The organism is Collinsella sp. CLA-AP-H1, assembly GCF_040092945.1.
In the GTDB taxonomy this organism is placed as follows: Bacteria; Actinomycetota; Coriobacteriia; order Coriobacteriales; family Coriobacteriaceae; genus Collinsella.
On sequence record NZ_JBBNKO010000015.1, the window covers coordinates 26,152 to 48,340 of the forward strand.

A 22,189-nucleotide genomic window follows, 5' to 3' on the forward strand; every position below is an offset into this window, starting at 1 on the left:
CTATTGAGGAAGCTCGATTTCGGCTTCCGACGGGATGCGGAAGTAGGTCTCGGTCCAGTCGGTGAGCTTGTGCTCGAGCTCGCGGGTGATGGCGCCGTCGAGCATGCGCCAGGTCCAGTTGCCGCCCAGCGTGGCAGGGGTGTTGATGCGCGCCTCGTTGCCCAAGTTGAGCAGGTCCTGCATGGTGTAGATGCACGTGTCGCTCACGCTGGCGGCGATGGTGCGGTTGAGTGCATCTGCCATGGGTTCGCCGGCCTGCTGATGGGTGTACAGGGCTGCCTGCTCGCGCTGACGCGGGGTGGCCGTTCCCTCAAACCAACCGCGCGCCGTCTCGTTGTCGTGGGTGCCCACATAGGCGACGGTGTTGGCGATGTAGTTATGCGGCAGGTAGTACGAGTTGGTGCCCTCAAAGGCAAACTGCAGGATCTTCATGCCGGGGAAGCCCGAGTTGTCGCGCATGTCGATGACGCCGGGGGTGAGGAAGCCCAAGTCCTCGGCGATGATGGGCAGCGTGCCGAGCTTTTCCTCGAGCGTCTTGAAGAACTTGAGGCCGGGACCCTGCGTCCACGAACCGTAGGACGAATCGGGAGAGGAGAACGGCACCTCCCAATAAGCCTCGAAGCCGCGGAAGTGATCCAGGCGGATGACGTCGTACATGTCGAGGGCGGCGCGAATGCGGCCCTCCCACCAGGAGAAGCCGTCGGACTCCATGGCGTCCCAGTCGTAGATGGGGTTGCCCCAGTACTGGCCGGTGGCCGAGAACTGGTCGGGCGGCGTGCCGGCGACGCTCACAGGATTGCCGGCGGCGTCGATCTTAAAGAGCTCAGGCGTCGCCCACATCTCGACGGAGTCACGCGAGACATAGATGGGCAGGTCGCCGATGATGAGAATGTCGCGCTCGTTGGCATAGGCCTTGAGGCGGCTCCACTGGCGATCGAAGAAGTACTGGGTCATCTGGTGGTAGAGCATACGCGCCGGATGGTCGGCGCAGACCTTGGCGGAAGCCTCGCCGCGGGTGCGGAGCTCCGCGGGCCACTCCCAAAACGCCTTGAGACCGCACTCCTCTTTGACGGTCATGAACTCACAGTAGGGGATGAGCCAGTCCTCGTTGGCCTGGATAAAGTCATCGAAATCGGCCGGCTTGTCGGCGGCAAAGCGCTCGGCGGCGCGGTCGAGAATCTGACGGCGGCCACCAAAGATGGCACCGTAGTCGACATTGCTGGGGTCGGATCCCAGATACACGCCATCGATATCGCGCTGCTCCAGATACCCTGCCTCGATAAGCTCGGCAAAGTCGATAAAGTTGGGGTTGCCTGCGCGGGCCGAGAACGACTGATAGGGCGAATCGCCATAGCTGGTCGTCGTAAGGGGCAGAATCTGCCAGTAATGTTGTTTGCACGAGACGAGAAAATCGACGAAGTCGTAGGCATTCCAGCCAAAGCCGCCGATTCCGTATGGTCCGGGCAGAGATGAGACGGGCATGAGGACGCCGCTTGCACGCTCCATGAATGCGCTCACCAACCTTCTTGTTGTGGGGTCGGACTGCCGATGGGGGTGCAGTCCGCCTCCGATGTTCTGATTCGATACGCCTATTGTAAAACATGTTGTTTAAACATGTACAGGCAAGATAAAAAAGTTGGTCGATTTTCGGCGAATGGTTACATGCCATGAAAAAGCCCCGACCTCACAACGTGAGATCGGGGCAAGAGCGGTATGTAGGTTTTTTGCTACTCGGCGTCGGCGAAGCCGTTGGGGTTGTGGCTCTGCCAGTTCCAGCTATCGCGGCACATGTCCGCGATGTCGTACTGGGCCTTCCAGCCCATCATGCGCTCGGCCTTGGAGGCATCGCACCAGTTGGCAGCGATGTCGCCGGCGCGGCGCTCGCGGATCACGTAGGGCAGCTCCTTGCCACAAGCCTTGGAGAAGGCGGCGACGACCTCGAGTACCGAGGTGCCGGTGCCGGTGCCCAGGTTAAAGATCTCGACGCCGGTCTTGCCGTTCATCCAGTTGAGGGCGGCCACGTGACCAGATGCCAGATCGCACACGTGGATATAGTCGCGCACGCCGGTGCCGTCGGGGGTGGGGTAGTCGTTGCCAAAGACCTGAACGGCCTCGAGCTTGCCCACGGCGACCTGGGCGACATAGGGCACCAGGTTGTTGGGGATGCCCTTGGGGTCCTCGCCGATCAGGCCCGACGGATGAGCGCCGATGGGGTTGAAGTAACGGAGCAGCACGACGTCCCACTCGGGGTCGGCGGTGTGGACGTCCATAAGGATCTGCTCGATCATCCACTTGGTCCAACCATAGGGGTTGGTCGCGGGCTTCTTAGGATCCTCCTCGGTGACGGGCGGGTTGTCCGGGTCGCCGTAGACGGTCGAGGAGCTCGAGAAGATGATGGACTTGCAGCCATGGTTGCGCATGACGTCGATCAGCACCAGGGTGTTCTCGATGTTGTTGTGGTAGTACTCGACGGGCTTGCTCACCGACTCGCCGACGGCCTTAAAGCCGGCAAAGTGGATGACGCGGTCGATCTGATGGGTATCGAAGATCTTGTTCATCGCATCGCGGTCGAGCACGTTGGCCTCGTAGAAGGTGAGGTTCTTGGCGGCCTCGTCGCCCACGATGGTCTTGACGCGGTCGACGGCGACGGCGCTGGAGTTGGAGAGATCATCGACGATGACGACCTGGTAGCCACCCTCGAGCAGCTGAACGACGGTGTGCGAGCCGATAAAGCCGGCGCCACCGGTAACGAGGACGCAGGTGTCTTTGGGGTCGAGTGCTTTGGACATGTAGTCTCCTATCGAATCAGGAACACTTCTAGAGGGAGTATAGCGCAGGCAGGGACGCCCAAATCGTGCGCTGTAGGAAAAGCAGAGGATTATGTTAACGTACTCATAACAGAGCTTGCGTACGCATAACCTGATCTTTGGCATTTGTTTACGAGCCGCCGACCTTGCAGTTTCCTGCCGTTCGTGGAAATCGTTGGGACGCGCCATATGTACGCTAATATGTATGAGTTGAGCGACATATAAATAAGCATGTAACGGAGTACATATGTCACCAAACAGCGATTCCATCCTTTCCCAGGAGCTTTCGCGCCGCACTGCCCTCAAGGCCCTGTTCGGCGCCGCTTCTGCGGCAGTTCTTTTTGGCCTGCCCGCTCGCGCCCATGCGGCGGAGGCTTCCAAAGAAACCACCGATAAACTGAATGCCGCCCAGGCCCAGCTCGACGAGGTTCAGGCCCAGCTCGACAGCATCGCAAATGAGTATGCGGCGCTGGCCAACAAGAATGCCCAGACTCTCAACGACATCGAGAATGTCCAGGGCAAGATTGACGACACGCAGGCCCAGATCGATGAAAAGAAGGCCGAGCTCAAGAAGAAGCGCAACGACCTTTCCGATCGCGTGGCCGCCAGCTACAAGTCCGGCGGCACGAACATCCTGTCGCTGCTGCTGGCCTCTGGCTCGTTTGAGGAACTCGTCGCCAACGCGCATTACGTTGAGAAGATCAACAAGAGCGACCGCGACGCCATCGAGGACATTCAGACCATCCAGGAAGAGCTCGATGCGCAAAAGACCGAGCTCGAGTCGCAGAAGGCCGACTTAGAGAAGCTCAAGGACCAGCAGACTGCCCAGATGCAGGACATGCAGGCCAAGCAGCAAGAAGTCCAGACCGTGCTGAACGGTCTTTCCGACGACGTCAAGGAGCTCATGGCTCAGCGCGATTCCGAGATCCTCGCTGCCGCCCAGGCTGAGGAGGCCGCTAGGAAGGCTGCCGCTGCCGCGGCTGCCGCGAACAAGAACAATTCCTACTCGGGTGGTGGATCGTACGCGCCCGGAACTCCGCAGCAGAATGCCGGCTCGGGCAAGCAGCAGGCTGTCGTCAACGCGTGCTACTCCACGCCTTCGCCGGGTCAGAACTGGTGCGCGGCGTGGGTCACCAATGTCTTCCGTAACGCCGGCGTTGGCTACTTTGGCGGCAATGCGTGCGACATGTTTAACGCCTGGTGCTATAGCTCCGACCGCTCGGCGCTGCAGGTGGGCATGATCGTGGCCGATTCCTCGCACAGCGGCACGGGTGCTCCGGGCCTTATCTACGGTCATGTGGGTATCTACGTTGGCGGCGGCATCGTTATGAGCAACGAGGGTGCCATTACGTCTAAGTCGCTTGATTCGTTCATCAGCTTTTATGGTACTGGCTCTGGCGTGCGCTGGGGCTGGCTCGGCGGTATTGCGCTGTCGTAACGGTGGTTTGAAGTAAGTTGGTCCGTGGCTGCCCGAAAGGCATTAGGTTGCCTGCTCGGACAGTCCTGCTCGCACGGAGAGCACATTAAGTGCTCTCCGGCTCGTGCGGAACTCGCGATCAACCTAATGCCTTTCGGGCAGCCACGGACCTCTCGGGTCCAATACGTCACACGCCGGACTGGGTTATCTGAATAAATATGGCGAAGGCACCTTTCGGGGCCTTCTTTTTTATAAAAATTCGCCGACTCGGTGGACTTCGGGTTCTAGGTCTACGCCGAATTGGTCTTTGACGGTTGCCTGGATGTGGCGGATGAGCTCGTCGACATCGGCGGCGGTGGCGTGGTCAGCGTTGACGATGAAGCCGCAGTGCTTCTCGCTCACCTGCGCGCCGCCAACGGCGTGTCCTCGCAGGCCGGCATCCATGATGAGTTTGCCGGCAAAGTAACCCTCGGGGCGCTTGAAAGTGGAGCCGGCGCTCGGCATGTCGAGCGGCTGCTTGTCCTCACGGCGCTGGCGGTAGTCGTCCATGTCGGCCTTGATCATCGCGGCGTTGCCCGGAGCGAGATTGAAGGTGGCCGAAAGCACGATGAAGCCGTCGTCGGCAATGCGGCTCTTGCGATAGCCCAGGTTGAGCTCATCGACATCGAACTCAATGATATTGCCGCTGCCGCGGGTGCCGTCGTCGAGCTGGCGAGCGGGTTTGTAGACGCGCACGGACTCCAGCACATCGGCCATGCAGGCACCGTAGGCACCGGCGTTCATGTAGCAGGCGCCGCCGACCGATCCGGGGATACCCGAGATGGGCTCCATACCGGTGAGACCGGCCTCGGCTGCCGCCGCGGCGACATCGGAAAGCAAGGCGCCGGCTGCTGCCGTGACATGCGTGCCGTCGACCGTAATGTCGGAGAGGCCCTTGCCCAGCGCTACGACGATGCCGCGGATGCCCTTGTCACCGACGAGCAAGTCGGAGCCGTTGCCCACGATGGTGAGTGGCAGATCGCAGCGATAACAGGTATCGAGCGTGGCGACGAGGCCCTGCTCGGTGTCGGGCGTGACGAAGACATCGGCCGGGCCGCCGATCTTAAACGTGGTGTGCTCGCGCATGGGCTCGCTCATGAGTACGTTGTCCTCGCCGGCAACGCCGGCGAGCGCGCAAAGCAGGTCCTCGTTAAAAAAGTCGTTCTCGTGCATACGAATATCCGCCTTTTGGTGGTTGTTGTCATCGATCGATTGCAATATACCCCACCTGGACGGATTTGGTGCGCTGGCGGCGATAAAACAGCCGTCCACCGGATTGGTAAAGTGTTTATCACCGAGGTAGATGGGCAGTCGCTATACTTTCAAGAGATTGCGCGTAAACCCGGAAGGAGCGAGATGGCCAACAAAGTCACCCTCAAGCAGATCGCCCAGGAGGTGGGGCTTTCCCCTTCGTCGGTCTCGCTTGTTCTCAATAATCGGCCCTGTCGCATCTCGGAAGAAAACCGCAGGCTCATCAAGGAGGTTGCGGCGCGCAACCACTATGTTCCTAACCAGATCGCGCGTAGCCTGGTTATGCGCGAGTCGCGCACCTTAGGTCTGATTGTTCCCAATATCGAGAGTCGCTTTTTTGCCTCGCTCGCCGGCAGCTTGGAAAAGCGCTGCCGTGAAGACGGCTATGCACTCTTTATTACCAGCTCGGGTGGAAGCGCCGATGACGATCTGGAACTGCTACGCCAGCTGGTGACACGCGGCGTCGACGGCGTCTTTCTGGTGGTGGGTGACGAGTTCTCCGACGATCGCGCCCTGCGCGAGGAAGTGAGCCATCTGCCTATCCCTGCCGTGATGGTCGACCGTGCCATTGAGGGACTCGAGTGCGACAAGGTGATGTTCGACCACGAGATGGGCGGCTACATGGCTACGCGGTATCTGATTGAGCAGGGTCATCGCCGCATCGCCTGTCTGGTTAACGCGCGTCGCTCCAATACGGGCCGCAAGCGACTCGCCGGTTACGAGCGCGCGCTGCGCGAGGTGGGACTGCCCATCGACGCGCGCCTGGAGTTTGAGAGCGAATATTACATCCCGAGCGCCTACGAGGCCTCGGAGGCCGTGCTTGCAACCGATGCCACCGCCGTGTTTGCAAGCTCGGATAACATTGCCCTCGGTCTGCTCAAGCGCTTGCACGAGATGGGGAAGAGCATCCCAGGCGATATCTCGGTCGTAAGCTATGACAACTCGGCGGCCGACGTTCTCTTTGAGCCGGCGCTGACTGCGATTGAGCAGGATCCCGGTGTCCTTGCGGAGCATGCTTTTGCCTGCATGTCCAAGCGTCTTGCCGGTAGGGGCGGTAAGCGTGCCGAAGAGGTCGTTCTGGAACCGGCGCTTATCGTGAAGGGCAGTGTGCTTGATCTTACCGAATATAGCTAAGCGCACTTGTTTGTTTGCATAGATTACATGCGGAGTGTCCGCTATTTGCCGGCGGGGCCGGGGAGGCATACTTTGTTTTGAGAAGTTCGCGGAGCCCACTTCTCAAAACAAAGTATGCCTCCCCGGCCCTCGTCCGTGAACTTTTCCGCTGGGCGAGCCATAGACGCCGCGTACCGATAGGGTAAGGCAGCGGCTTGAAATTGGTGCTATATTCAGCTTGAGTTGTTTAATGCTAGTACGGGAGGCTGATATGGGGCTGTTCAAGAAGAAAAACCCGCAGGATGCCTTTGATCCCGATGTGTTTACCATCACGGATACGATTTTGGACCCGCCGCGGTTTACGTTTTTGCCGGCTATCTACCAGGATGCCACGCGCCGCAAGTGGGCCGTGCATCAGCGCGGCGGCGAGCCGAAGATTTTTGACTATGCGGATGTGTTGCAGTGCGAAGTGGCCGAGGCGGGCGATCCGGAGGCCGAGGAAGTGGCCTCAAAACAGGAATTTGCCCAGCGTATCCTGGCAAATCCTGCCAAGGCGGCGAAAATAAACGCTGCCAAGCGTAATATGTGTCTTGGTATGGGCGTTGTTGTGGCGGTTCAGACGGGAAAAGACGAGGTTTCCAAATTAGAGATTCCCGTTATGACCGACGAAGTCAAACGCGATTCAAGTCTATATAAGTCGTATCGGAATGTCGCCGAGAAGATTAAGGCCGAATTTGATGCCATGGGAGGGCTGGTCTAATTTTGGCGGCATACGTTTCTGAATGAGGAGTCTGTGCAATGGCAGGCGAATCTTATGCAATTCCCCCCAAAGATCGTGCTGTTGAGGGAATTCTTTGGTATATCCAGCACCACCAGCTTGCCGGCGGCGATCGCCTGCCGGCTGAGCGCGTGCTGTGCGAAGAGATTGGCGTTTCGCGTACGGCGTTACGCGCCGGTATCACGCGGCTCATCTCGTGTGGAACGCTCGAGAGCCGTCGCGGATCGGGTACGTATGTGTGTCCTCCCAAGCCGCTGAATATCTTCCAGGAAACGTATAACTTTTCCGATGCTGTGCGGACTGCCGGCCTGCACCCCTCTTCTCGTCTGGTTTCCACCGGGACCATCGAGGCGGATGAGGCGCTTGCCGACAAGCTTGGGGTGGCTGTGGGCGCTCCTTTACTCCGCATGCAGCGCATTCGACTTATAGAGGGCGAGCCGGCGTCAATCGAGACCGCTCACGTTAACCTGTCCCTGTGCCCCGCGCTTCCCGAGCACGATTTTGAGTGTGAGAGCCTTTACGATGTCTTGCTCAAAGAAGGTGGCGTGCGTGTTGAGCATGGACGTGAGCATATCTCCATCTCGCGTTTGAACGCCGAAGAGGCCGAGCTGCTCCAGCAAGAAGAGGGAACGCCGGTGTTCTATGAGAGCTCGATCGAATTTGATAAGGACATGCGTTTTGTGGAGCATTGCAAATCGGTGATTTTGCCCACAAAGTTCCGCTTTGCCGATAACGGCGAAGAGAACGGCATGAGGAGCGTGGCAGGTGAACAATGGCTGAAACAGTAGATGCCACCCCGGTTTATATGCGCATTCGACGCCGCATCGAGGAACGTATCGAGCGCGGTATATATCCCACGGGTTCCATGATTCCGTCCGAAAAAGACCTTGCCGAGGAATTTGGTACGACACGCTTGACCATCCGAAGCGCTGTCGATGAGCTGGTTCGGCGCGGGCAGATTCGCCGTGTTCGGGGAAAAGGTGCCTTTGTGGCGCAGAAAGTACCTGCTTTTTTTGAACGCACGGTCGGTTTCCGTGAATCGGTCCGTGCTTCGGGCGGCGAGCCGTCCGTCCGTATTCTCGCGCGTTCCAAGCGTTATGCGGGGCCATATTACGCCGACCTGTTTGGCATCGCCGAGGACGACCTGCTCTATTCCGTTCGACGCCTGAACTGCATAAACGGTAGCCCCGTATCGATTGAGACGGCGCTGATTCCCTGCCTGCTGTTCCCAACCATCGAAGATATTGACGTGTCGGTCTTCAGTTTGTACGAGACCTATGAGATGCTGGGCCGAAAGCCAGTCATGGCACAGGAAAAGCTCGATATCGAAGCGCTGGGCGCACGAGATGCCGGCCTCCTTGGACTGGAACAGGGCGATCTTGTTTTGCTTTTGGAATGCGTGAGCTATGACGCGAGCGGTCAGGCTATCGAGTATGTAAAGTCCTTCAATCGTGGCGATACGGGCGGCTACACCTATACGTACTAGCTGGTATTTTGTGAATAACGGCAGGGAAACTAACCAGTTTTGATCGTTGGGTCAGCTGTATATACAACCTTACAGGGCTCAAAATCGACCGTTCGCCGATGGGGATAAATTAATCGACAAAGAGGTATCAAAAAGCCGTAACCTGTAACTGTGATTGGTATCAAATACTAATGATTTGTTACGAGGTGAGACGATGAAGATGCTCGATTACGTTCAGCTTGCCCATGTGCGTATGGGGGAGAACCTCGAGCGTTCGTCTGAGCTGGTAGCGCAGCTCGTTGATATTTTCCAGTCCGGTTCTTTTGACGCGCTGCGCATCGTTGCTTCGGGTTCGTCGCGCCATGCCGCCGATTGCGCCCGCGATTACCTGCAAGATGCCCTGCAAATGCAGGTGTCCGTTGTGACGCCCGAGGCCTTCGTTGATTTTGAACACACCTATCCGCAGCATGCGCTCAACATCGCCGTCTCGCAGAGTGGCTATTCGACCAATACGATTGCGGCGCTCGATTACATGCGCGCACACGATATGGCTGCAGTTGCGCTCACGGCAAACGTCGAGGCGCCCATCAAGGAGCACGCTGACATCGTTCTTGACTACGGTGTGGGCGTCGAGTCGGTGGACTTTGTGACTCTGGGCGTTGAGGTTCTCGTTGAGTACCTGGTGCTCTTTGGTATCTACGGCGGTCAGGCGCGCGGAACGATTGACGCCAAGGGCGTTGCCCAGCGTCTTGACGACCTGCGCGAGGCTATCCATGCCAATGCCGTGATGTGCAAGACCGCCGAGGCATATGTCCAAGAACACATGCTCGAGCTTTCTGAGCACACGCCCGCCATGGTCGTCGGCAACGGCCCCAACTACGGTGTTGCCGAGGAGGCAGCGCTCAAGCTGAGCGAGACCATCAAGATTCCTGCCATGCATCACGAGGGCGAGGAGTTTGTTCACGGTCCCGAGATGCAGATCGTTCCGGGCTATCTGGTGTTTATCGTCGACGATCCGCAGGGGTCGGAGCGTCTTGCGAATATCGCCGATGCGCTATCGAATGTTACGACAAAAACGGTGCTGCTCACGGCCCATCCCAGGGGTAGGGCTCACGAGGTTGCGGTGCCTCAGGTGGCTCCGCTGCTCAGCGCAATTCCCAATCTCGTGTTCTTCCAGACGATTGCGGCGATGATCGCCGAACGTCTGAAGTCATGGGACGTGCACCCGTATCTCGATGCTGTCTCCAAGCAAATGGAGGTCAAGGCAGAGGGCTACGAAGAGTCAGTCAATGCGCTTAAGGCCAAAGCGGCCGAGTGTTACGGAATGTAAGCGGGTTTGATGCCCGTTGGCATGGGGGATGTGGAAACAACCCCAGAAAGGAGAGACAAATGAAGGAAACCGAGAAGATCGAGATCATGCATTTCGACCAGGAGGGCTATCTCGAGGACGGTAAGGCGCTCTACGAGACCGGCAAGAAGATGACCGCGCTCGCCGACAAGGTCGCCGACGAGGGCTACGACGCCGTGTTCCTGATGGGCGTCGGCGGCACCTGGGACGAGCTCATGCAGCTCGAGTACCTCATGAACAAGTTCGGCGACCGCGACCTCGAGGTCTACCTGATCCACGCCGCCGAGTGGAACGCCATGGGCCACAAGCGCATGACCGAGAAGTCCGTCGTGCTCACCGCCTCCGAGTCCGGCACCACCCCCGAGGTCCTCGAGGCCGTCAAGAAGATGAAGGGCATGGGCGTGCGCGTCTACGCCATGACCAAGCCCGAGGGCCCCATCGGCCAGGCTGTGGGTGCCGAGAACTGCGTCGCCATGGCTTCTGACCATGGTTCGGGCGGCTGCGAGAAGGGCTACTACCTCGCCGACTGCTTCGGCCTGCGCCTGCTCAACCGCCGCGGCTGCTTCCCGCAGTTCGACAAGTTTATTGAGCAGACCAAGGATGTTTGGACCCATCTGGTCGACATCCGCAAGCGCTTCGAGCCGCGCGCCGAGGAGCTCGCCAAGAAGTACGCCCTGGCCCCCTACACCATGTTCATCGGCTCCGGCGCCCTGTGGGGCGAGACCATCCTGTTCTCGATGTGCATCCTGGAGGAGATGCAGTGGAAGCGCACCCGCTACATCACCTCGGCCGACTTCTTCCACGGCACCCTCGAGCTCGTGGAGCCCGGCGTCCCGGTCTTCCTGTTCATGGGCGAGGACGAGAACCGCAAGCTCGACGAGCGCGTCCGCGCCTTCCTGACCCGCGGCGTGACCGGCGACACCGACATCAACATCATCGACACCGCCGAGTTCGCGATCCCCGGCCTTGACGACGAGTTCCGCGTCATCGTCTCCCCGTGGATTCTGACGGTGCTCGTGACCGACCGCCTGGCTCGCTACTACGAGACGGTCACCAAGCACAACCTCAAGTATCGTCGCTACTATCACCAGTTCGACTACTAAAGAAAACGGGTGCGGGAACGTGCCGGGCTATTGAGAGGAACACAGAATGAGACAGTACATCATCGCCAGCCATGCGCACTTCGCCACCGGCATCAAGGAGAGCGTCGAGCTGCTCTCGGGCGCTCGCGACAACGTCCACGATCTTTCGATGTTCGTCGATGGCCGCATGGACGTGGCCGAGGAGGCCCAAAAACTGCTGGCAGGCATGTCTGCCGACGATGATGTCGTTGTCTGCACCGACCTCTTTGGCGGTAGCGTTAACAACGAGTTCACCAAGATCGTCCAGACGCGTCCCCGCACGTACCTCGTTACCAACATGAACCTTCCTCTGCTCATCCAGCTGCTGTTCTCTGACGAGTCGGCGCCGGTTGAGGAGACGATTCGCGCCATCGTCGCTGCGGACGATACGCGCGTGAAGTTTGTCAACGATCTTTTGGTCGATGACGAGGAGGAGGAAGAGTTCTAATCCGCAGCACCTACTGACACGCCGTATGACGGCACAAGACCTTTGGGGGGTCACATTATGATTCAGCTACTTCGCGTTGACCATCGCCTGCTTCATGGCCAGGTCGCAGTTTCCTGGGTTCAGGGCCTTGGCTCCAACTGCATCTTCTGCGTGGGCGATAAGGTCGCTAACGACCCGGTGTGGAAGACGACGCTCAAGATGGGCAAGCCTGCCGGCTGCAAGCTCGTCATCAAAGATATGGAGCATGCAATCGAAGCTATCAACTCGGGCGTGACCGACAAGTACAAGATGATCATCTGCGTCGCCACTATCGCTGAGGCAAAGCAGCTTGTTGAGGGCTGCCCGCAGATCAAGTCGGTCAACCTGGGCAACACCAAGCCCAAGGACGAGAAGCGTCCCGACGCTCGTCAGGTCTCTCGTCAGATCTTCCTGACCGCGGCCGAGGAAGCCGATGTGCGCGAGATGCTGGATCGTGGCGTTGAGGTCGAGATTCGACCCCTGGCCGATGACCCCAAGGTCGACTGCGCCAGCGTGCTCTAGGCGTTCAATTTCGAAGAGTCTGAGCTCTTCGTAGTGTCCTATATGGAAAGGGGGATGTATGCTTACCCAAGCAATCCTCATCGGACTTATCGCCGCATTTGGTAAGTTCGACTGCCAGCTCGGTACGCTCTACGCGTTCCGCCCCATCGTCCTGTGCCCGCTCGTGGGCCTGGTGCTGGGGGACCTGCAGTCCGGCCTCGCGATCGGTGCGAGTCTGGAGCTGCTGTTCATGGGCTCGATCTCCATCGGCGCCTACGTGCCGCCTGATGAGACGATCGGCGGCGTGCTCGCCTGCGCCTTCGCTATCCAGCTGGGCCAGAGCACCGAGGCAGCCATCGCGCTTGCCATGCCCATCGCCACGCTGTGCCTTGCCATCAAGAACATCCTTAACGCCGCCCTGCCGATCCTGGTCGACCGCGCTGATGTCTACTCCGGCCAGGGCAACCTTAAGGGTGTCTATGCGATGCACTTCCTGATCGGTTTGACCGGTATCATCATGGCGTTCCTGCTGTGCTCGCTGTCGTTCTATCTGGGTGCTGACGCCATCCAGGGCCTGCTCGACTTCATCCCGCCCTTTGTCCTTGCTGGCTTTGGCGTTGCCGCCAACATCCTGCCGGCCATGGGCTTCGCCATGCTCGGCCGCCTGGTGCTCACCAAGCAGCTCGTGCCCTTCTACTTCCTGGGCTTCCTGCTGTGCTCCTACGCCAACGTGCCCGTCCTGGGCGTCGCCCTGATCGCCATCATCATCGGCATCGACAAGTTCGACCTGCTCGGCCTGGGCGGAGCCCAGCCCCAGCTCTCCGCGGAAGGGGATGAGGACGATGACTTCTAGTCCCGAGAACAAGATCACGCGCTCCGACCTCGTCAAGAGCGCCGTCAACGTCGGCGCCCTGGGCATGGAGTTCTCCTGGACCTACTACAAGCAGATGAACATCGCCTTCTGCCTGATGGTCGCCAACATGCTCAAGAAGATCTACGCCGGCCGCCCCGACGACTACGCCGCGGCCCTGCACCGACACTGCGCGTTCTTCAACATCACCGTCCAGTTCGCCCCGTTCGTCGGCGGCATCGCGATGGCCATGGCGGAGAAGGTCGCCCGCGGCGAGATCGAGCCCGAGAGCGTCAACGACGTCAAGGCCGCCCTCATGGGCCCGCTGTCCGGCATCGGCGACTCCATCTTCCTGTCGACGCTGCGCGTGGTCGCCGCCGCGGTGGGCATCAGCCTGTGCCAGGCCGGCAACCCCTTCGGCCCCATCGCCTTCCTGCTCATCTACAACGTCCCCGGCTTCGCGCTGCGCATCTGGGGCGCCGTCAAGGGCTACGAGCTGGGCGTGGGCTTCCTGGACGAGGCCCAGAGGACCGGCCTCATGCAGAAGATCATGACCTGCGTGGGCATCGTGGGCGTCATGGTCGTGGGCGCCATGTGCAAGGACATGTTCTGGGCCAGCATCCCGGTGGCCATCGGCTCGGGCGAGGACGCCCAGACCCTCCAGGACATCCTGGACGGCATCATGCCCGGCATGCTCGGCATGATCGCCTTCTGGCTGTACTACTGGCTGCTGTCCAAGAAGATCAACCCCATGGTGCTGATCGTGGCCACCATGGTCGTGGGCATCATCGGCGCGTTCTTCGGCGTGCTGGCGTAGGTTCCTGCGTTCTATTCTGCCCCCAAGGGAAACGGCGACCCATTGCGGTCGCCGTTTTTTATTACCGAAAGCTAGCCGGAGGTGCTTCGTGATTCGATCTGACAATCCATCCGATAATGGCGTGAGCGGGGCGATGTATCTATTTGGCACGGCGCTCTTGTGGAGTTTTATCGGCATCCTCGTTCGCGCCAATTCGCAGTCGGCTCTTTTGATCGGTGCCGTTACGGCAATATTTATGGCGCTCTTTATCCTGCTCGTCGGTAGGCCTGTCCTCCGCGTCAGCCGTCTTATTGCCCTTGTGGCCGTCTGCAACTTCGTGACGGGCACCACGTTTAACTTTGCCAACCAGCTCACGACGGTCGGCAACGCGATCGTTCTGCAGTACACCTCGATGATTTTCGTTATCGTGTATCAATCGCTCGCAACCCGCACGTTGCCCTCGCCTGCGAAGATTGCCTCCGTGGTGGTTGCTTTTACGGGTATGGGACTTTTCTTTTTAGGCGATTTGAGTGCCGAGGGCATGCTCGGCAACCTGCTTGCCGTCATTTCGGGGGCCACCTTTGGGCTGTGTTTCTTTTTGAACTCTCGCCCCGATGCGTCGCCCATGGTGTCCTCGCTCATCTCCTGCGGTATCTCGATGCTGCCGATCGTCTATTTTGCTGGCGCCCTAGACTCCGTGAGACCATTTGAGTGGGGGCTCATGCTGGTGCATGGCCTTTTTTGCAGTGGCCTTGCGAGCGTGCTGTATGCCAAGGGAATCGCGCGCACCAACGCGTTTGCGGCCAACTTGGTTTGCATGAGCGAGGTCGTGCTCGCTCCCTGCTGGTCGGCGCTCTTCTTTGGCGAGGTCTTTCGCTGGAACGAGTTTTTGGGCGCGGCGATTATCGTTTTGGTGATTGTGGCCAACTTGGCATCCGATGCCTTTGGCGATGGCTTTCTGGTGGCGCTAGTCCGCCATCGAAACAAAGAGCGCGCCTGATGAGATACGTCTGCCGTTTACGGTAAAAAACACCCCGCTGAGCGAGTGGTATTAAATAGTAAGAACCTGCATATCTATAATTGGTATCAAATCATTTGTGCCTGGCATGGGTGTTAGCAGCACACCAGGTACGCTTCGAGCCGTGGAATCGAACTCCCGGAATTGATATCAACAACGCGCGCGACGGTGACCGGCTATGACTCGAGATTTCCTATTTTGGAGGAACCATGCTTACCCAAGCAATCCTCGTCGGCTTAGTCGGAGCGTTTGGAGGCCTCGACTACCAGCTCGGCACCCTCTACGCGTTCCGCCCCATCGTCCTGTGCCCGCTCGTGGGCCTGGTGCTGGGGGACCTGCAGACTGGTCTTGCCGTCGGCGCCAGCCTGGAGCTGCTGTTCATGGGTTCGGTTTCCATCGGCGCCTACGTGCCGCCTAACGAAACCATCGGCGGCGTGCTCGCCTGCGCGTTTGCCATTCAGCTCGGTCAGGGTACCGAGACGGCCATCGCGCTCGCCATGCCCATCGCTGTCCTTTCGCTGACGATCGGCAACATTACTAGTGCCTTGTTCACCGTGTTTGTCGATATGGCAGACAGGTTCGCCCTCAAGGGAAACCTTAATGGCATTTACGCCGTTCATTGGGGCATGGGTCTTTGGGGCTGCCTTGAGTATTTCCTGCTGTGCGGCGGCGCCTTCTATCTGGGCTCCGATGCCATCCAGGGCCTGCTCGACTTCGTCCCGTCCTTCATCATTGATGGTTGCGGCGTTGCCGCCAACATCCTGCCGGCCATGGGCTTCGCCATGCTCGGCCGCCTGGTGCTCACCAAGCAGCTCGTGCCCTTCTACTTCCTGGGCTTCCTGCTGTGCTCCTACGCCAACGTGCCCGTCCTGGGCGTCGCCCTGATCGCCATCATCATCGGCATCGACAAGTTCGACCTGCTCGGCCTGGGCGGAGCCCAGCCCCAGCTCTCCGCGGAAGGGGATGAGGACGATGACTTCTAGTCCCGAGAACAAGATCACGCGCTCCGACCTCGTCAAGAGCGCCGTCAACGTCGGCGCCCTGGGCATGGAGTTCTCCTGGACCTACTACAAGCAGATGAACATCGCCTTCTGCCTGATGGTCGCCAACATGCTCAAGAAGATCTACGCCGGCCGCCCCGACGACTACGCCGCGGCCCTGCACCGACACTGCGCGTTCTTCAACATCACCGTCCAGTACGCCCCGTTCGTCGGCGGCATCGCGATGGCCATGGAGGAGAAGGTCGCCCGCGGCGAGATCGAGCCCGAGAGCGTCAACGACGTCAAGGCCGCCCTCATGGGCCCGCTGTCCGGCATCGGCGACTCCATCTTCCTGTCGACGCTGCGCGTGGTCGCCGCCGCGGTGGGCATCAGCCTGTGCCAGGCCGGCAACCCCTTCGGCCCCATCGCCTTCCTGCTCATCTACAACGTCCCCGGCTTCGCGCTGCGCATCTGGGGCGCCGTCAAGGGCTACGAGCTGGGCGTGGGCTTCCTGGACGAGGCCCAGAGGACCGGCCTCATGCAGAAGATCATGACCTGCGTGGGCATCGTGGGCGTCATGGTCGTGGGCGCCATGTGCAAGGACATGTTCTGGGCCAGCATCCCGGTGGCCATCGGCTCGGGCGAGGACGCCCAGACCCTCCAGGACATCCTGGACGGCATCATGCCCGGCATGCTCGGCATGATCGCCTTCTGGCTGTACTACTGGCTGCTGTCCAAGAAGATCAACCCCATGGTGCTGATCGTGGCCACCATGGTCGTGGGCATCATCGGCGCGTTCTTCGGCGTGCTGGCGTAAGGGCCCGGCTGCATAGATTTTCGTTGCAACCTGGAAAGGGGATGGAGCAGGCCTATGCTCTCCATCCCCTTTTTGTATAGAAGGAGTTCGTATGTTCGCGAAGGGTCGCGAAGCAATGCGCCTGACGCCGGCAGAGGTCAGGCTGATTCTTATTGAGTCCCTGCAGTGGTGCGCCAACAACGCGGTCTACTTTTTGGGGCTTATCGGTGCGGCCACGTATGATCTGGCCGGCACGGCCTTTTTGGTTGCCGCCATTACGCTCGCGCGCAATCTTATGACGTCGGTGGGCAATATGGTGTCGGGCTCGGTCATCGATCGCTTTGGACCGCGCCGGACGTCGTTTGTGACGTGCGTGATTACGGCAGTGCTATCGCTTGGCGTGGGGTTAGCGCCGTTGTCTGTCCCCGGGCTTGTGTTTGCCGCGTGCGTCTTGGGACTTGCGGGCGGCTTTATCAACACCTGCACGCATGCGTTTCCGGGATACCTGGAGTCGACCACCGAGGGTCGTACCCGCGTGAACGGCCTCATGGTGTTCTACAGCAATATCGCCTATACCGCTGGCCCGCTGCTCGGCGGTGCCATCGTGAGCTGTTTTGCCACGCAATCGGTTTATCTGCTCATGGCGGGCATGATGGGTGTGGCGGCCGTGCTCTCCTTGGGCTGTCACGAGTGTGTTGCTCCCGCAAAAGGGGAGAAGCCGAAGGGCGGTATTCTGGGCGGCATGGCCGAGGGTGCGCGACTTACGTTTCGCGACCACGACTTGCGCCTCATCTTTATCTCGGGCTTTTTGGGTTTCTTTGCGTTTGGCGCGTTCGATTCGCTGGAGTCGTTGTTCTACCGTGATGTACTCAACGTGGATATCGTCTGGCTGGGCTGGTTGTCCTCGGTCGTGGGCCTCACTTCCTCGGTGGGTGCGTTCATCCTGACCAAGCTTTCTGCTCGCCATGTCAACCTGCGATTGCTGCTCGGCGCGCTCATGGCCGTGGGCATTGGGTCCATGGTGTACGTGGGCACCGATATGCTGGGGGTCGCGATTATCGGTCAGGCGATTAACGGTCTGGCCTGGGGGTTCCTGGAGCCGCTGCAGATGATCTTGATTCAGGAGCGTGCCGACATCAAATACCTGGGGCGCATTACCGGCTTTGTGCGTTTTGGCCTGATGAGCGCCGGCGTGCTGCCGCTGCTGGCGGCTCCTTTTTTGGCGGAGGCTTTGGGCGTCCAAGCGGTGCTATTTGGGGCATCGACCATTATTGCGCTGGTAGGAACGCTGTTCTTTGTCACACAAGGGAGGCGCCAGAGGTGTTAGCTATACATTCAATTCTAATTTAATACCACTCACCAGAGAATTTCGACCGTTCACCGAGGATTGGAACAGATTGATAAGTGGTATTAAAAACACCTTAGGTGTATGTCTATAATTGGTATCGAAAAGAAACGCGATGTATAGAGTCGCGTGCAGGACAGAAAGGAAAAGCCATGAAGGAAACCGAGAAGATCGAGATCATGCACTTTAGCCAGGAGGGCTATCTCGAGGACGGCAAGAACGTCTATGAGACCGGCAAGAAGATGATCGAGCTCGCCGACAAGGTCGCCGACGAGGGCTACGACGCCGTGTTCCTGATGGGCGTCGGCGGCACCTGGGACGAGCTCATGCAGCTCGAGTACCTCATGAACAAGTTCGGCGACCGCGACCTCGAGGTCTACCTGATCCACGCCGCCGAGTGGAACGTCTCCGGCCACAAGCGCATGACCGAGAAGTCCGTCGTGATCACCGCCTCCGAGTCCGGCACCACCCCCGAGGTCCTCGAGGCCGTCAAGAAGATGAAGGGCATGGGCGTGCGCGTCTACGCCATGACCAAGCCCGAGGGCCCCATCGGCCAGGCTGTCGGCGCCGAGAACTGCGTCAAGATGGCTTCCGATCACGGTAACGGCGGCTGCGAGATGGGCTACTACCTCGCCGACTGCTTCGGCCTGCGCCTGCTCAACCGCCGCGGCTGCTTCCCGCAGTTCGACAAGTTTATTGAGCAGACCAAGGATGTTTGGACCCATCTGGTCGACATCCGCAAGAGCTTCGAGCCGCGCGCCGAGGAGCTCGCCAAGAAGTACGCCCTGGCCCCCTACACCATGTTCATCGGCTCCGGCGCCCTGTGGGGCGAGACGATCCTGTTCTCGATGTGCATCCTGGAGGAGATGCAGTGGAAGCGCACCCGCTACATCACCTCGGCCGACTTCTTCCACGGCACCCTCGAGCTCGTGGAGCCCGGCGTCCCGGTCTTCCTGTTCATGGGCGAGGACGAGAACCGCAAGCTCGACGAGCGCGTCCGCGCCTTCCTGACCCGCGGCGTGACCGGCGACACCGACATCAACATCATCGACACCGCCGAGTTCGCGATCCCCGGCCTTGACGACGAGTTCCGCGTCATCGTGTCTCCGTGGATCCTCTCCTCGCTGATTACCGATCGCCTTGCCGCTTACTACGAGACGGTCACCAAGCACAACCTCAACTACCGTCGTTACTATCACCAGTTCGACTACTAAGAGCAAATAACGTTTATGTAATTGGGCCCCGCTCCTATATGGAACGGGGCCTCGTTTAGGTTGGAGAGTAATTATGAGCTACCCCCTGCTTGCCGTCATGAATATCAGCCATCGTTATTTTGACCTTGAGGAATTCTTTTCTTCGGCAGCGGCCTCGGGCTACACGTGTTGCGAGCTTTGGACCGGGGCGATGCATCTGTATGTTGATTGCCATGGATACGATTCGCTCGAGCAGGTGCGGGAGCTGTCACAGCGGTATGGCGTTCGGATTGTGGGGCTTTGTCCCGAACAGAACAACCCCAAGCCGTGGAATATTGCGGCGCGTGGGAATGAGGCGCGCGCCCGCACGCTCGCGTACTTTAAGAACGTTGTGGATATCGCGGCGGAACTTGGAGCCGAGCAGGTCATGGTCTCGAGCGGCTGGGCATTTTTGAACGAGCCGATCGAGGACGCGTGGGGTCGCAGCGCCTCGATGCTGCGTGCGATTGCCGAGCATGCGGGAGAACGCGGCGTGCGACTGGTGCTCGAGGCCCTACAGCCGGTTGAGTCGATGATCGTGAACTCGGCGGCCGATACGAAGCGCATGATCGAGGCAGTTGATCATCCGGCACTTAAGGCGTGTCTGGATTTGGGCGCTATGGCGGTGGCGGGGGATACCATCGACGATTATTTCGATCTGCTTGGCGATGATGTCGCCCACGTGCATTTTGTCGATGTTGCGGCAGACGGCACGACGCATCTTGCCTGGGGTGACGGCGACCGCGATATGCGCGCCGACCTGGATAGGCTGGTGGCGCGCGGCTATCGCGGAGTTGTTTCGGCCGAGACCTATGACTGGCGCTATTTTGCTGACCCCGCAGCTGCCGATGCACAGGTAATGGCAGAGTATCGTCGTGCGATTGGCGCCTAGGTGGGGTTGGGTTGCGGCAACCTGCCCCATGTTTCCAAATGAATACGGTGTGAGCGGCTGCGACGGATTTTCCCCGCAAGCACTCTAGTATGCTAAAGTACCCAGAAGACCGGCGGAGCTATGCTGGTCTTCTGTTCTATATGAAACACAGCATGAGGAGGCTCACCAGATGACGGCCACACCGTGGGGATTCCGGGACATATTGCCCGAGGAGGCTCAGGCGCGCGAGGAGATTGCGCTGACGGTGAAGGGCTGCTTTAGGGAGCATCATTACCTGCCGGTCGAGACGCCGCTGCTCGAGGACAAGGGCTCGCTCGAGGAGGGCGGCCGCATTGCGGACACGCCGTTTAAGCTCTTTGATGACGACGGTCGCCTGCTGGTGGTCCGTCCCGACAACACGCTGCCGATTGTGCGCTTGGTTTCGACCCGCATGCGCGCGGCCGATCTGCCGCTGCGCCTGCGCTATGAGGCGCCGGTGGTTCGCGAGTGTCAGCGCAATGCCGGTGGCTCGCGTCAGTTTACGCAACTGGGTTTTGAGCTCATCGGCGCGGGTGATGCCGCGGGCGATGTCGAGATTGTCTCGCTGGTCGCCGAGGCCGTGCACAAGCTGGCACTTCCCGGTGCACGCATTATCGCGGGCAGCGTGCGTCCGTTTAAGGAACTGCTCGCGGCCTGTGAGGATCGCGAACTGGCTGCCGAGGCATTGCGTTGTGTGCACGCCAACGACTTCGTGGGCCTCGATACCCGCGTGGCGGCAAGTGCCGAGCCCGAGGCCGTCAAGGCCGCCATTAGCGAGCTGCCGCGTCTACACGGTGGCCCCGAAGTGCTCGACCGCGTTGACGCGTTGCTGGTTGCCGCCGGTATCGTCGCGCCGCTCACGCGCGAGCTGCGTGCCCTGGTCGAGGGCCTGGCTCCCGAGGACGCCCAGGTACTGTCCTTCGACTTCTCCATCATGAACTCGTTTGATTACTACACGGGCTTGGTTTTTAAGGCCTATGCCGGTGGCTTGCCCGATCCGGTCGGTTCGGGCGGACGCTACGACTCCATCTTTACCGGCGCATTTGGCGACGGCATCGAGGTGCCGGCGGCGGGCTTTGCCTTTTCGCTCGAGCGTCTGGAGGCCGCGCATACCTCGGCCGAGGACGCTGCTTCCGATGGTGACCATGCCGTGGGCCGTGGCGCCGAGGGTCCACTGCGCATCGCCGTGCCCAAGGGCTCGCTCAAGGCCGACACGCTCGACGTGCTCGAGGCCGCGGGCTTGGACGTCTCTGAACTGCGTGACCCCGGCCGTCACCTGATTGTGCGCGGTCGCGACACGCGTGTCGGCGAGGGCACGGTCGGCGATATCGAGTTTGTCATCGTGCGTCCCAGCGACGCGCCCGCCTTTGTGGGCTGTGGCGGTGCCGACTGCGGCATCTGCGGTTGGGATTCGCTTATCGAGGCAGACCTCAACTTGCTGCAGCTGGTCGACCTGGGCTACGGCCTGTGCACGTTTATCGAGGCGGAGCCCGCGTGGCGCGCTGGCCAGGTCGAGCGCAACTATGCCCGTCGCGGTTCTCTTCGCGTGGCCACCAAGTACCCGCGCATCGCGAGCGCTTGGTATGCCGAACGCGGCGTGAATGCCGATATCGTCTCGTTGCACGGTAACATCGAGCTGGGCCCCATCGTCGGTATGACCGACCGTATCGTGGACATTACCGCCACGGGCGCCACCCTGCGCGATAACGACCTGGTTATTACTGGTCGCATTATGGACTGCACGGCGCGCTTCTTTGTCAATCCGGGTGCCGCGCGCCTGGATCCGCGCGTACGCAATCTTGCCGATCGCTTGGCAGCTGCTGTTAAGGACAAGCATTTTGAGCCCGTCGCGGGTTCGGCACAATAGCGCGAGCACGCACGGGCGCCCCAACGTACGGGCTGCGGGTCGACTGGCGCCGCCGTCCGGCCTCTCGTTTTTCAAACGCAACCTCGACC

21 protein-coding genes are annotated in these 22,189 nt (G+C 59.9%); 18 read left to right on the forward strand and 3 right to left on the reverse strand.

The genetic code is table 11. From position 1 onward, the window contains the following. Together malQ and galE are read right to left on the reverse strand one after the other, a co-directional pair. Entirely contained in the window at positions 1-1,518 is a 1,518-nt protein-coding gene (gene malQ, locus AAAV44_RS08235) for a 4-alpha-glucanotransferase (protein WP_349115302.1), read from the reverse strand. Between the two features lie 209 nt (positions 1,519-1,727). Next, positions 1,728-2,789: a UDP-glucose 4-epimerase GalE gene (gene galE / locus AAAV44_RS08240; protein ID WP_006235870.1), complete on the reverse strand. Its 1,062-nt coding sequence runs from the start codon at positions 2,787-2,789 to the stop codon at positions 1,728-1,730. A 265-nt stretch (positions 2,790-3,054) separates the two neighbouring features. On the opposite strand from galE, the gene AAAV44_RS08245 reads away from it, so the two are divergent. Next, positions 3,055-4,245, forward strand: coding sequence for a hypothetical protein (locus tag AAAV44_RS08245; RefSeq protein ID WP_161144585.1), 1,191 nt, complete (start codon positions 3,055-3,057; stop codon positions 4,243-4,245). Positions 4,246-4,473: 228 nt separating this feature from the next. Here AAAV44_RS08245 and murB read toward each other — a convergent pair whose 3' ends face one another. Next, the gene (gene murB / locus AAAV44_RS08250) at positions 4,474-5,436 is read right to left on the reverse strand and encodes a UDP-N-acetylmuramate dehydrogenase (RefSeq protein WP_349115303.1); all 963 of its coding nucleotides are present in this window, start codon (positions 5,434-5,436) and stop codon (positions 4,474-4,476) included. Positions 5,437-5,619: 183 nt separating this feature from the next. On the opposite strand from murB, the gene AAAV44_RS08255 reads away from it, so the two are divergent. The 17 genes from AAAV44_RS08255 (at position 5,620) to hisG (ending at position 22,100) form a co-directional block, all read left to right on the forward strand. After that, positions 5,620-6,648: a LacI family DNA-binding transcriptional regulator gene (locus AAAV44_RS08255; protein ID WP_349115304.1), complete on the forward strand. Its 1,029-nt coding sequence runs from the start codon at positions 5,620-5,622 to the stop codon at positions 6,646-6,648. A 250-nt stretch (positions 6,649-6,898) separates the two neighbouring features. Continuing rightward, positions 6,899-7,387, forward strand: a complete 489-nt coding sequence (locus AAAV44_RS08260) for a hypothetical protein (RefSeq protein ID WP_117847836.1) — start codon at positions 6,899-6,901, stop codon at positions 7,385-7,387. A 38-nt stretch (positions 7,388-7,425) separates the two neighbouring features. Next, positions 7,426-8,193, forward strand: a complete 768-nt coding sequence (locus tag AAAV44_RS08265; RefSeq protein WP_196022646.1) for a GntR family transcriptional regulator — start codon at positions 7,426-7,428, stop codon at positions 8,191-8,193. Then, positions 8,178-8,891, forward strand: a complete 714-nt coding sequence (locus AAAV44_RS08270; protein WP_250787564.1) for a GntR family transcriptional regulator — start codon at positions 8,178-8,180, stop codon at positions 8,889-8,891. Before AAAV44_RS08265 ends, AAAV44_RS08270 begins: the two co-directional genes overlap by 16 nt. Before the next feature lie 193 nt (positions 8,892-9,084). Further along, positions 9,085-10,200, forward strand: a complete 1,116-nt coding sequence (locus tag AAAV44_RS08275) for an SIS domain-containing protein (RefSeq protein WP_349115305.1) — start codon at positions 9,085-9,087, stop codon at positions 10,198-10,200. Positions 10,201-10,259: 59 nt separating this feature from the next. After that, positions 10,260-11,321 carry an SIS domain-containing protein gene (locus tag AAAV44_RS08280; protein ID WP_349115306.1) on the forward strand — a complete coding sequence of 354 codons (1,062 nt, stop codon included), beginning with the start codon at positions 10,260-10,262 and terminating at the stop codon, positions 11,319-11,321. A 46-nt stretch (positions 11,322-11,367) separates the two neighbouring features. Further along, positions 11,368-11,787, forward strand: a complete 420-nt coding sequence (locus tag AAAV44_RS08285) for a PTS fructose transporter subunit IIA (protein WP_148346728.1) — start codon at positions 11,368-11,370, stop codon at positions 11,785-11,787. A 57-nt stretch (positions 11,788-11,844) separates the two neighbouring features. Further along, positions 11,845-12,327, forward strand: coding sequence for a PTS sugar transporter subunit IIB (locus AAAV44_RS08290; RefSeq protein ID WP_099432286.1), 483 nt, complete (start codon positions 11,845-11,847; stop codon positions 12,325-12,327). 58 nt (positions 12,328-12,385) lie between these two features. Beyond that, positions 12,386-13,159: a PTS sugar transporter subunit IIC gene (locus tag AAAV44_RS08295; protein WP_148346726.1), complete on the forward strand. Its 774-nt coding sequence runs from the start codon at positions 12,386-12,388 to the stop codon at positions 13,157-13,159. Next, the gene (locus AAAV44_RS08300) at positions 13,140-13,973 is read left to right on the forward strand and encodes a PTS system mannose/fructose/sorbose family transporter subunit IID (RefSeq protein WP_349115307.1); all 834 of its coding nucleotides are present in this window, start codon (positions 13,140-13,142) and stop codon (positions 13,971-13,973) included. Before AAAV44_RS08295 ends, AAAV44_RS08300 begins: the two co-directional genes overlap by 20 nt. 88 nt (positions 13,974-14,061) lie before the next feature. Next, entirely contained in the window at positions 14,062-14,952 is an 891-nt protein-coding gene (locus AAAV44_RS08305; protein ID WP_271739786.1) for a DMT family transporter, read from the forward strand. Between the two features lie 227 nt (positions 14,953-15,179). Then, on the forward strand, positions 15,180-15,953 hold the full coding sequence (locus tag AAAV44_RS08310; protein ID WP_349115308.1) for a PTS sugar transporter subunit IIC: 774 nt from the start codon (positions 15,180-15,182) through the stop codon (positions 15,951-15,953). Further along, positions 15,934-16,767, forward strand: coding sequence for a PTS system mannose/fructose/sorbose family transporter subunit IID (locus tag AAAV44_RS08315; RefSeq protein WP_349115309.1), 834 nt, complete (start codon positions 15,934-15,936; stop codon positions 16,765-16,767). The genes AAAV44_RS08310 and AAAV44_RS08315 overlap by 20 nt, the downstream gene beginning before the upstream one ends. 91 nt (positions 16,768-16,858) lie before the next feature. Then, positions 16,859-18,073 (forward strand): MFS transporter, encoded by a 1,215-nt coding sequence (locus AAAV44_RS08320; RefSeq protein WP_271739664.1) that lies wholly within the window; start codon positions 16,859-16,861, stop codon positions 18,071-18,073. Between the two features lie 170 nt (positions 18,074-18,243). Then, complete coding sequence (locus tag AAAV44_RS08325; RefSeq protein WP_349115310.1) at positions 18,244-19,305, forward strand: SIS domain-containing protein; 1,062 nt, start codon at positions 18,244-18,246, stop codon at positions 19,303-19,305. Positions 19,306-19,378: 73 nt separating this feature from the next. Then, the gene (locus AAAV44_RS08330) at positions 19,379-20,215 is read left to right on the forward strand and encodes a sugar phosphate isomerase/epimerase (protein WP_349115311.1); all 837 of its coding nucleotides are present in this window, start codon (positions 19,379-19,381) and stop codon (positions 20,213-20,215) included. A gap of 169 nt (positions 20,216-20,384) precedes the next feature. Then, positions 20,385-22,100 (forward strand): ATP phosphoribosyltransferase, encoded by a 1,716-nt coding sequence (gene hisG, locus AAAV44_RS08335; RefSeq protein ID WP_349115312.1) that lies wholly within the window; start codon positions 20,385-20,387, stop codon positions 22,098-22,100. The last annotated feature ends 89 nt before the right edge of the window (positions 22,101-22,189 follow it).

Bases quoted from the DNA above. Each gene is read 5' to 3' on its own strand.
- galE (WP_006235870.1), bottom strand. From the start codon at position 2,789: ATGTCCAAAGCACTCGACCCCAAAGACACCTGCGTCCTCGTTACCGGT.
- AAAV44_RS08245 (WP_161144585.1), top strand. From the start codon at position 3,055: ATGTCACCAAACAGCGATTCCATCCTTTCCCAGGAGCTTTCGCGCCGC.
- murB (WP_349115303.1), bottom strand. From the start codon at position 5,436: ATGCACGAGAACGACTTTTTTAACGAGGACCTGCTTTGCGCGCTCGCC.
- AAAV44_RS08255 (WP_349115304.1), top strand. From the start codon at position 5,620: ATGGCCAACAAAGTCACCCTCAAGCAGATCGCCCAGGAGGTGGGGCTT.
- AAAV44_RS08260 (WP_117847836.1), top strand. From the start codon at position 6,899: ATGGGGCTGTTCAAGAAGAAAAACCCGCAGGATGCCTTTGATCCCGAT.
- AAAV44_RS08265 (WP_196022646.1), top strand. From the start codon at position 7,426: ATGGCAGGCGAATCTTATGCAATTCCCCCCAAAGATCGTGCTGTTGAG.
- AAAV44_RS08270 (WP_250787564.1), top strand. From the start codon at position 8,178: ATGGCTGAAACAGTAGATGCCACCCCGGTTTATATGCGCATTCGACGC.
- AAAV44_RS08275 (WP_349115305.1), top strand. From the start codon at position 9,085: ATGAAGATGCTCGATTACGTTCAGCTTGCCCATGTGCGTATGGGGGAG.
- AAAV44_RS08280 (WP_349115306.1), top strand. From the start codon at position 10,260: ATGAAGGAAACCGAGAAGATCGAGATCATGCATTTCGACCAGGAGGGC.
- AAAV44_RS08285 (WP_148346728.1), top strand. From the start codon at position 11,368: ATGAGACAGTACATCATCGCCAGCCATGCGCACTTCGCCACCGGCATC.
- AAAV44_RS08290 (WP_099432286.1), top strand. From the start codon at position 11,845: ATGATTCAGCTACTTCGCGTTGACCATCGCCTGCTTCATGGCCAGGTC.
- AAAV44_RS08295 (WP_148346726.1), top strand. From the start codon at position 12,386: ATGCTTACCCAAGCAATCCTCATCGGACTTATCGCCGCATTTGGTAAG.
- AAAV44_RS08300 (WP_349115307.1), top strand. From the start codon at position 13,140: ATGAGGACGATGACTTCTAGTCCCGAGAACAAGATCACGCGCTCCGAC.
- AAAV44_RS08310 (WP_349115308.1), top strand. From the start codon at position 15,180: ATGCTTACCCAAGCAATCCTCGTCGGCTTAGTCGGAGCGTTTGGAGGC.
- AAAV44_RS08315 (WP_349115309.1), top strand. From the start codon at position 15,934: ATGAGGACGATGACTTCTAGTCCCGAGAACAAGATCACGCGCTCCGAC.
- AAAV44_RS08320 (WP_271739664.1), top strand. From the start codon at position 16,859: ATGTTCGCGAAGGGTCGCGAAGCAATGCGCCTGACGCCGGCAGAGGTC.
- AAAV44_RS08325 (WP_349115310.1), top strand. From the start codon at position 18,244: ATGAAGGAAACCGAGAAGATCGAGATCATGCACTTTAGCCAGGAGGGC.
- AAAV44_RS08330 (WP_349115311.1), top strand. From the start codon at position 19,379: ATGAGCTACCCCCTGCTTGCCGTCATGAATATCAGCCATCGTTATTTT.
- hisG (WP_349115312.1), top strand. From the start codon at position 20,385: ATGACGGCCACACCGTGGGGATTCCGGGACATATTGCCCGAGGAGGCT.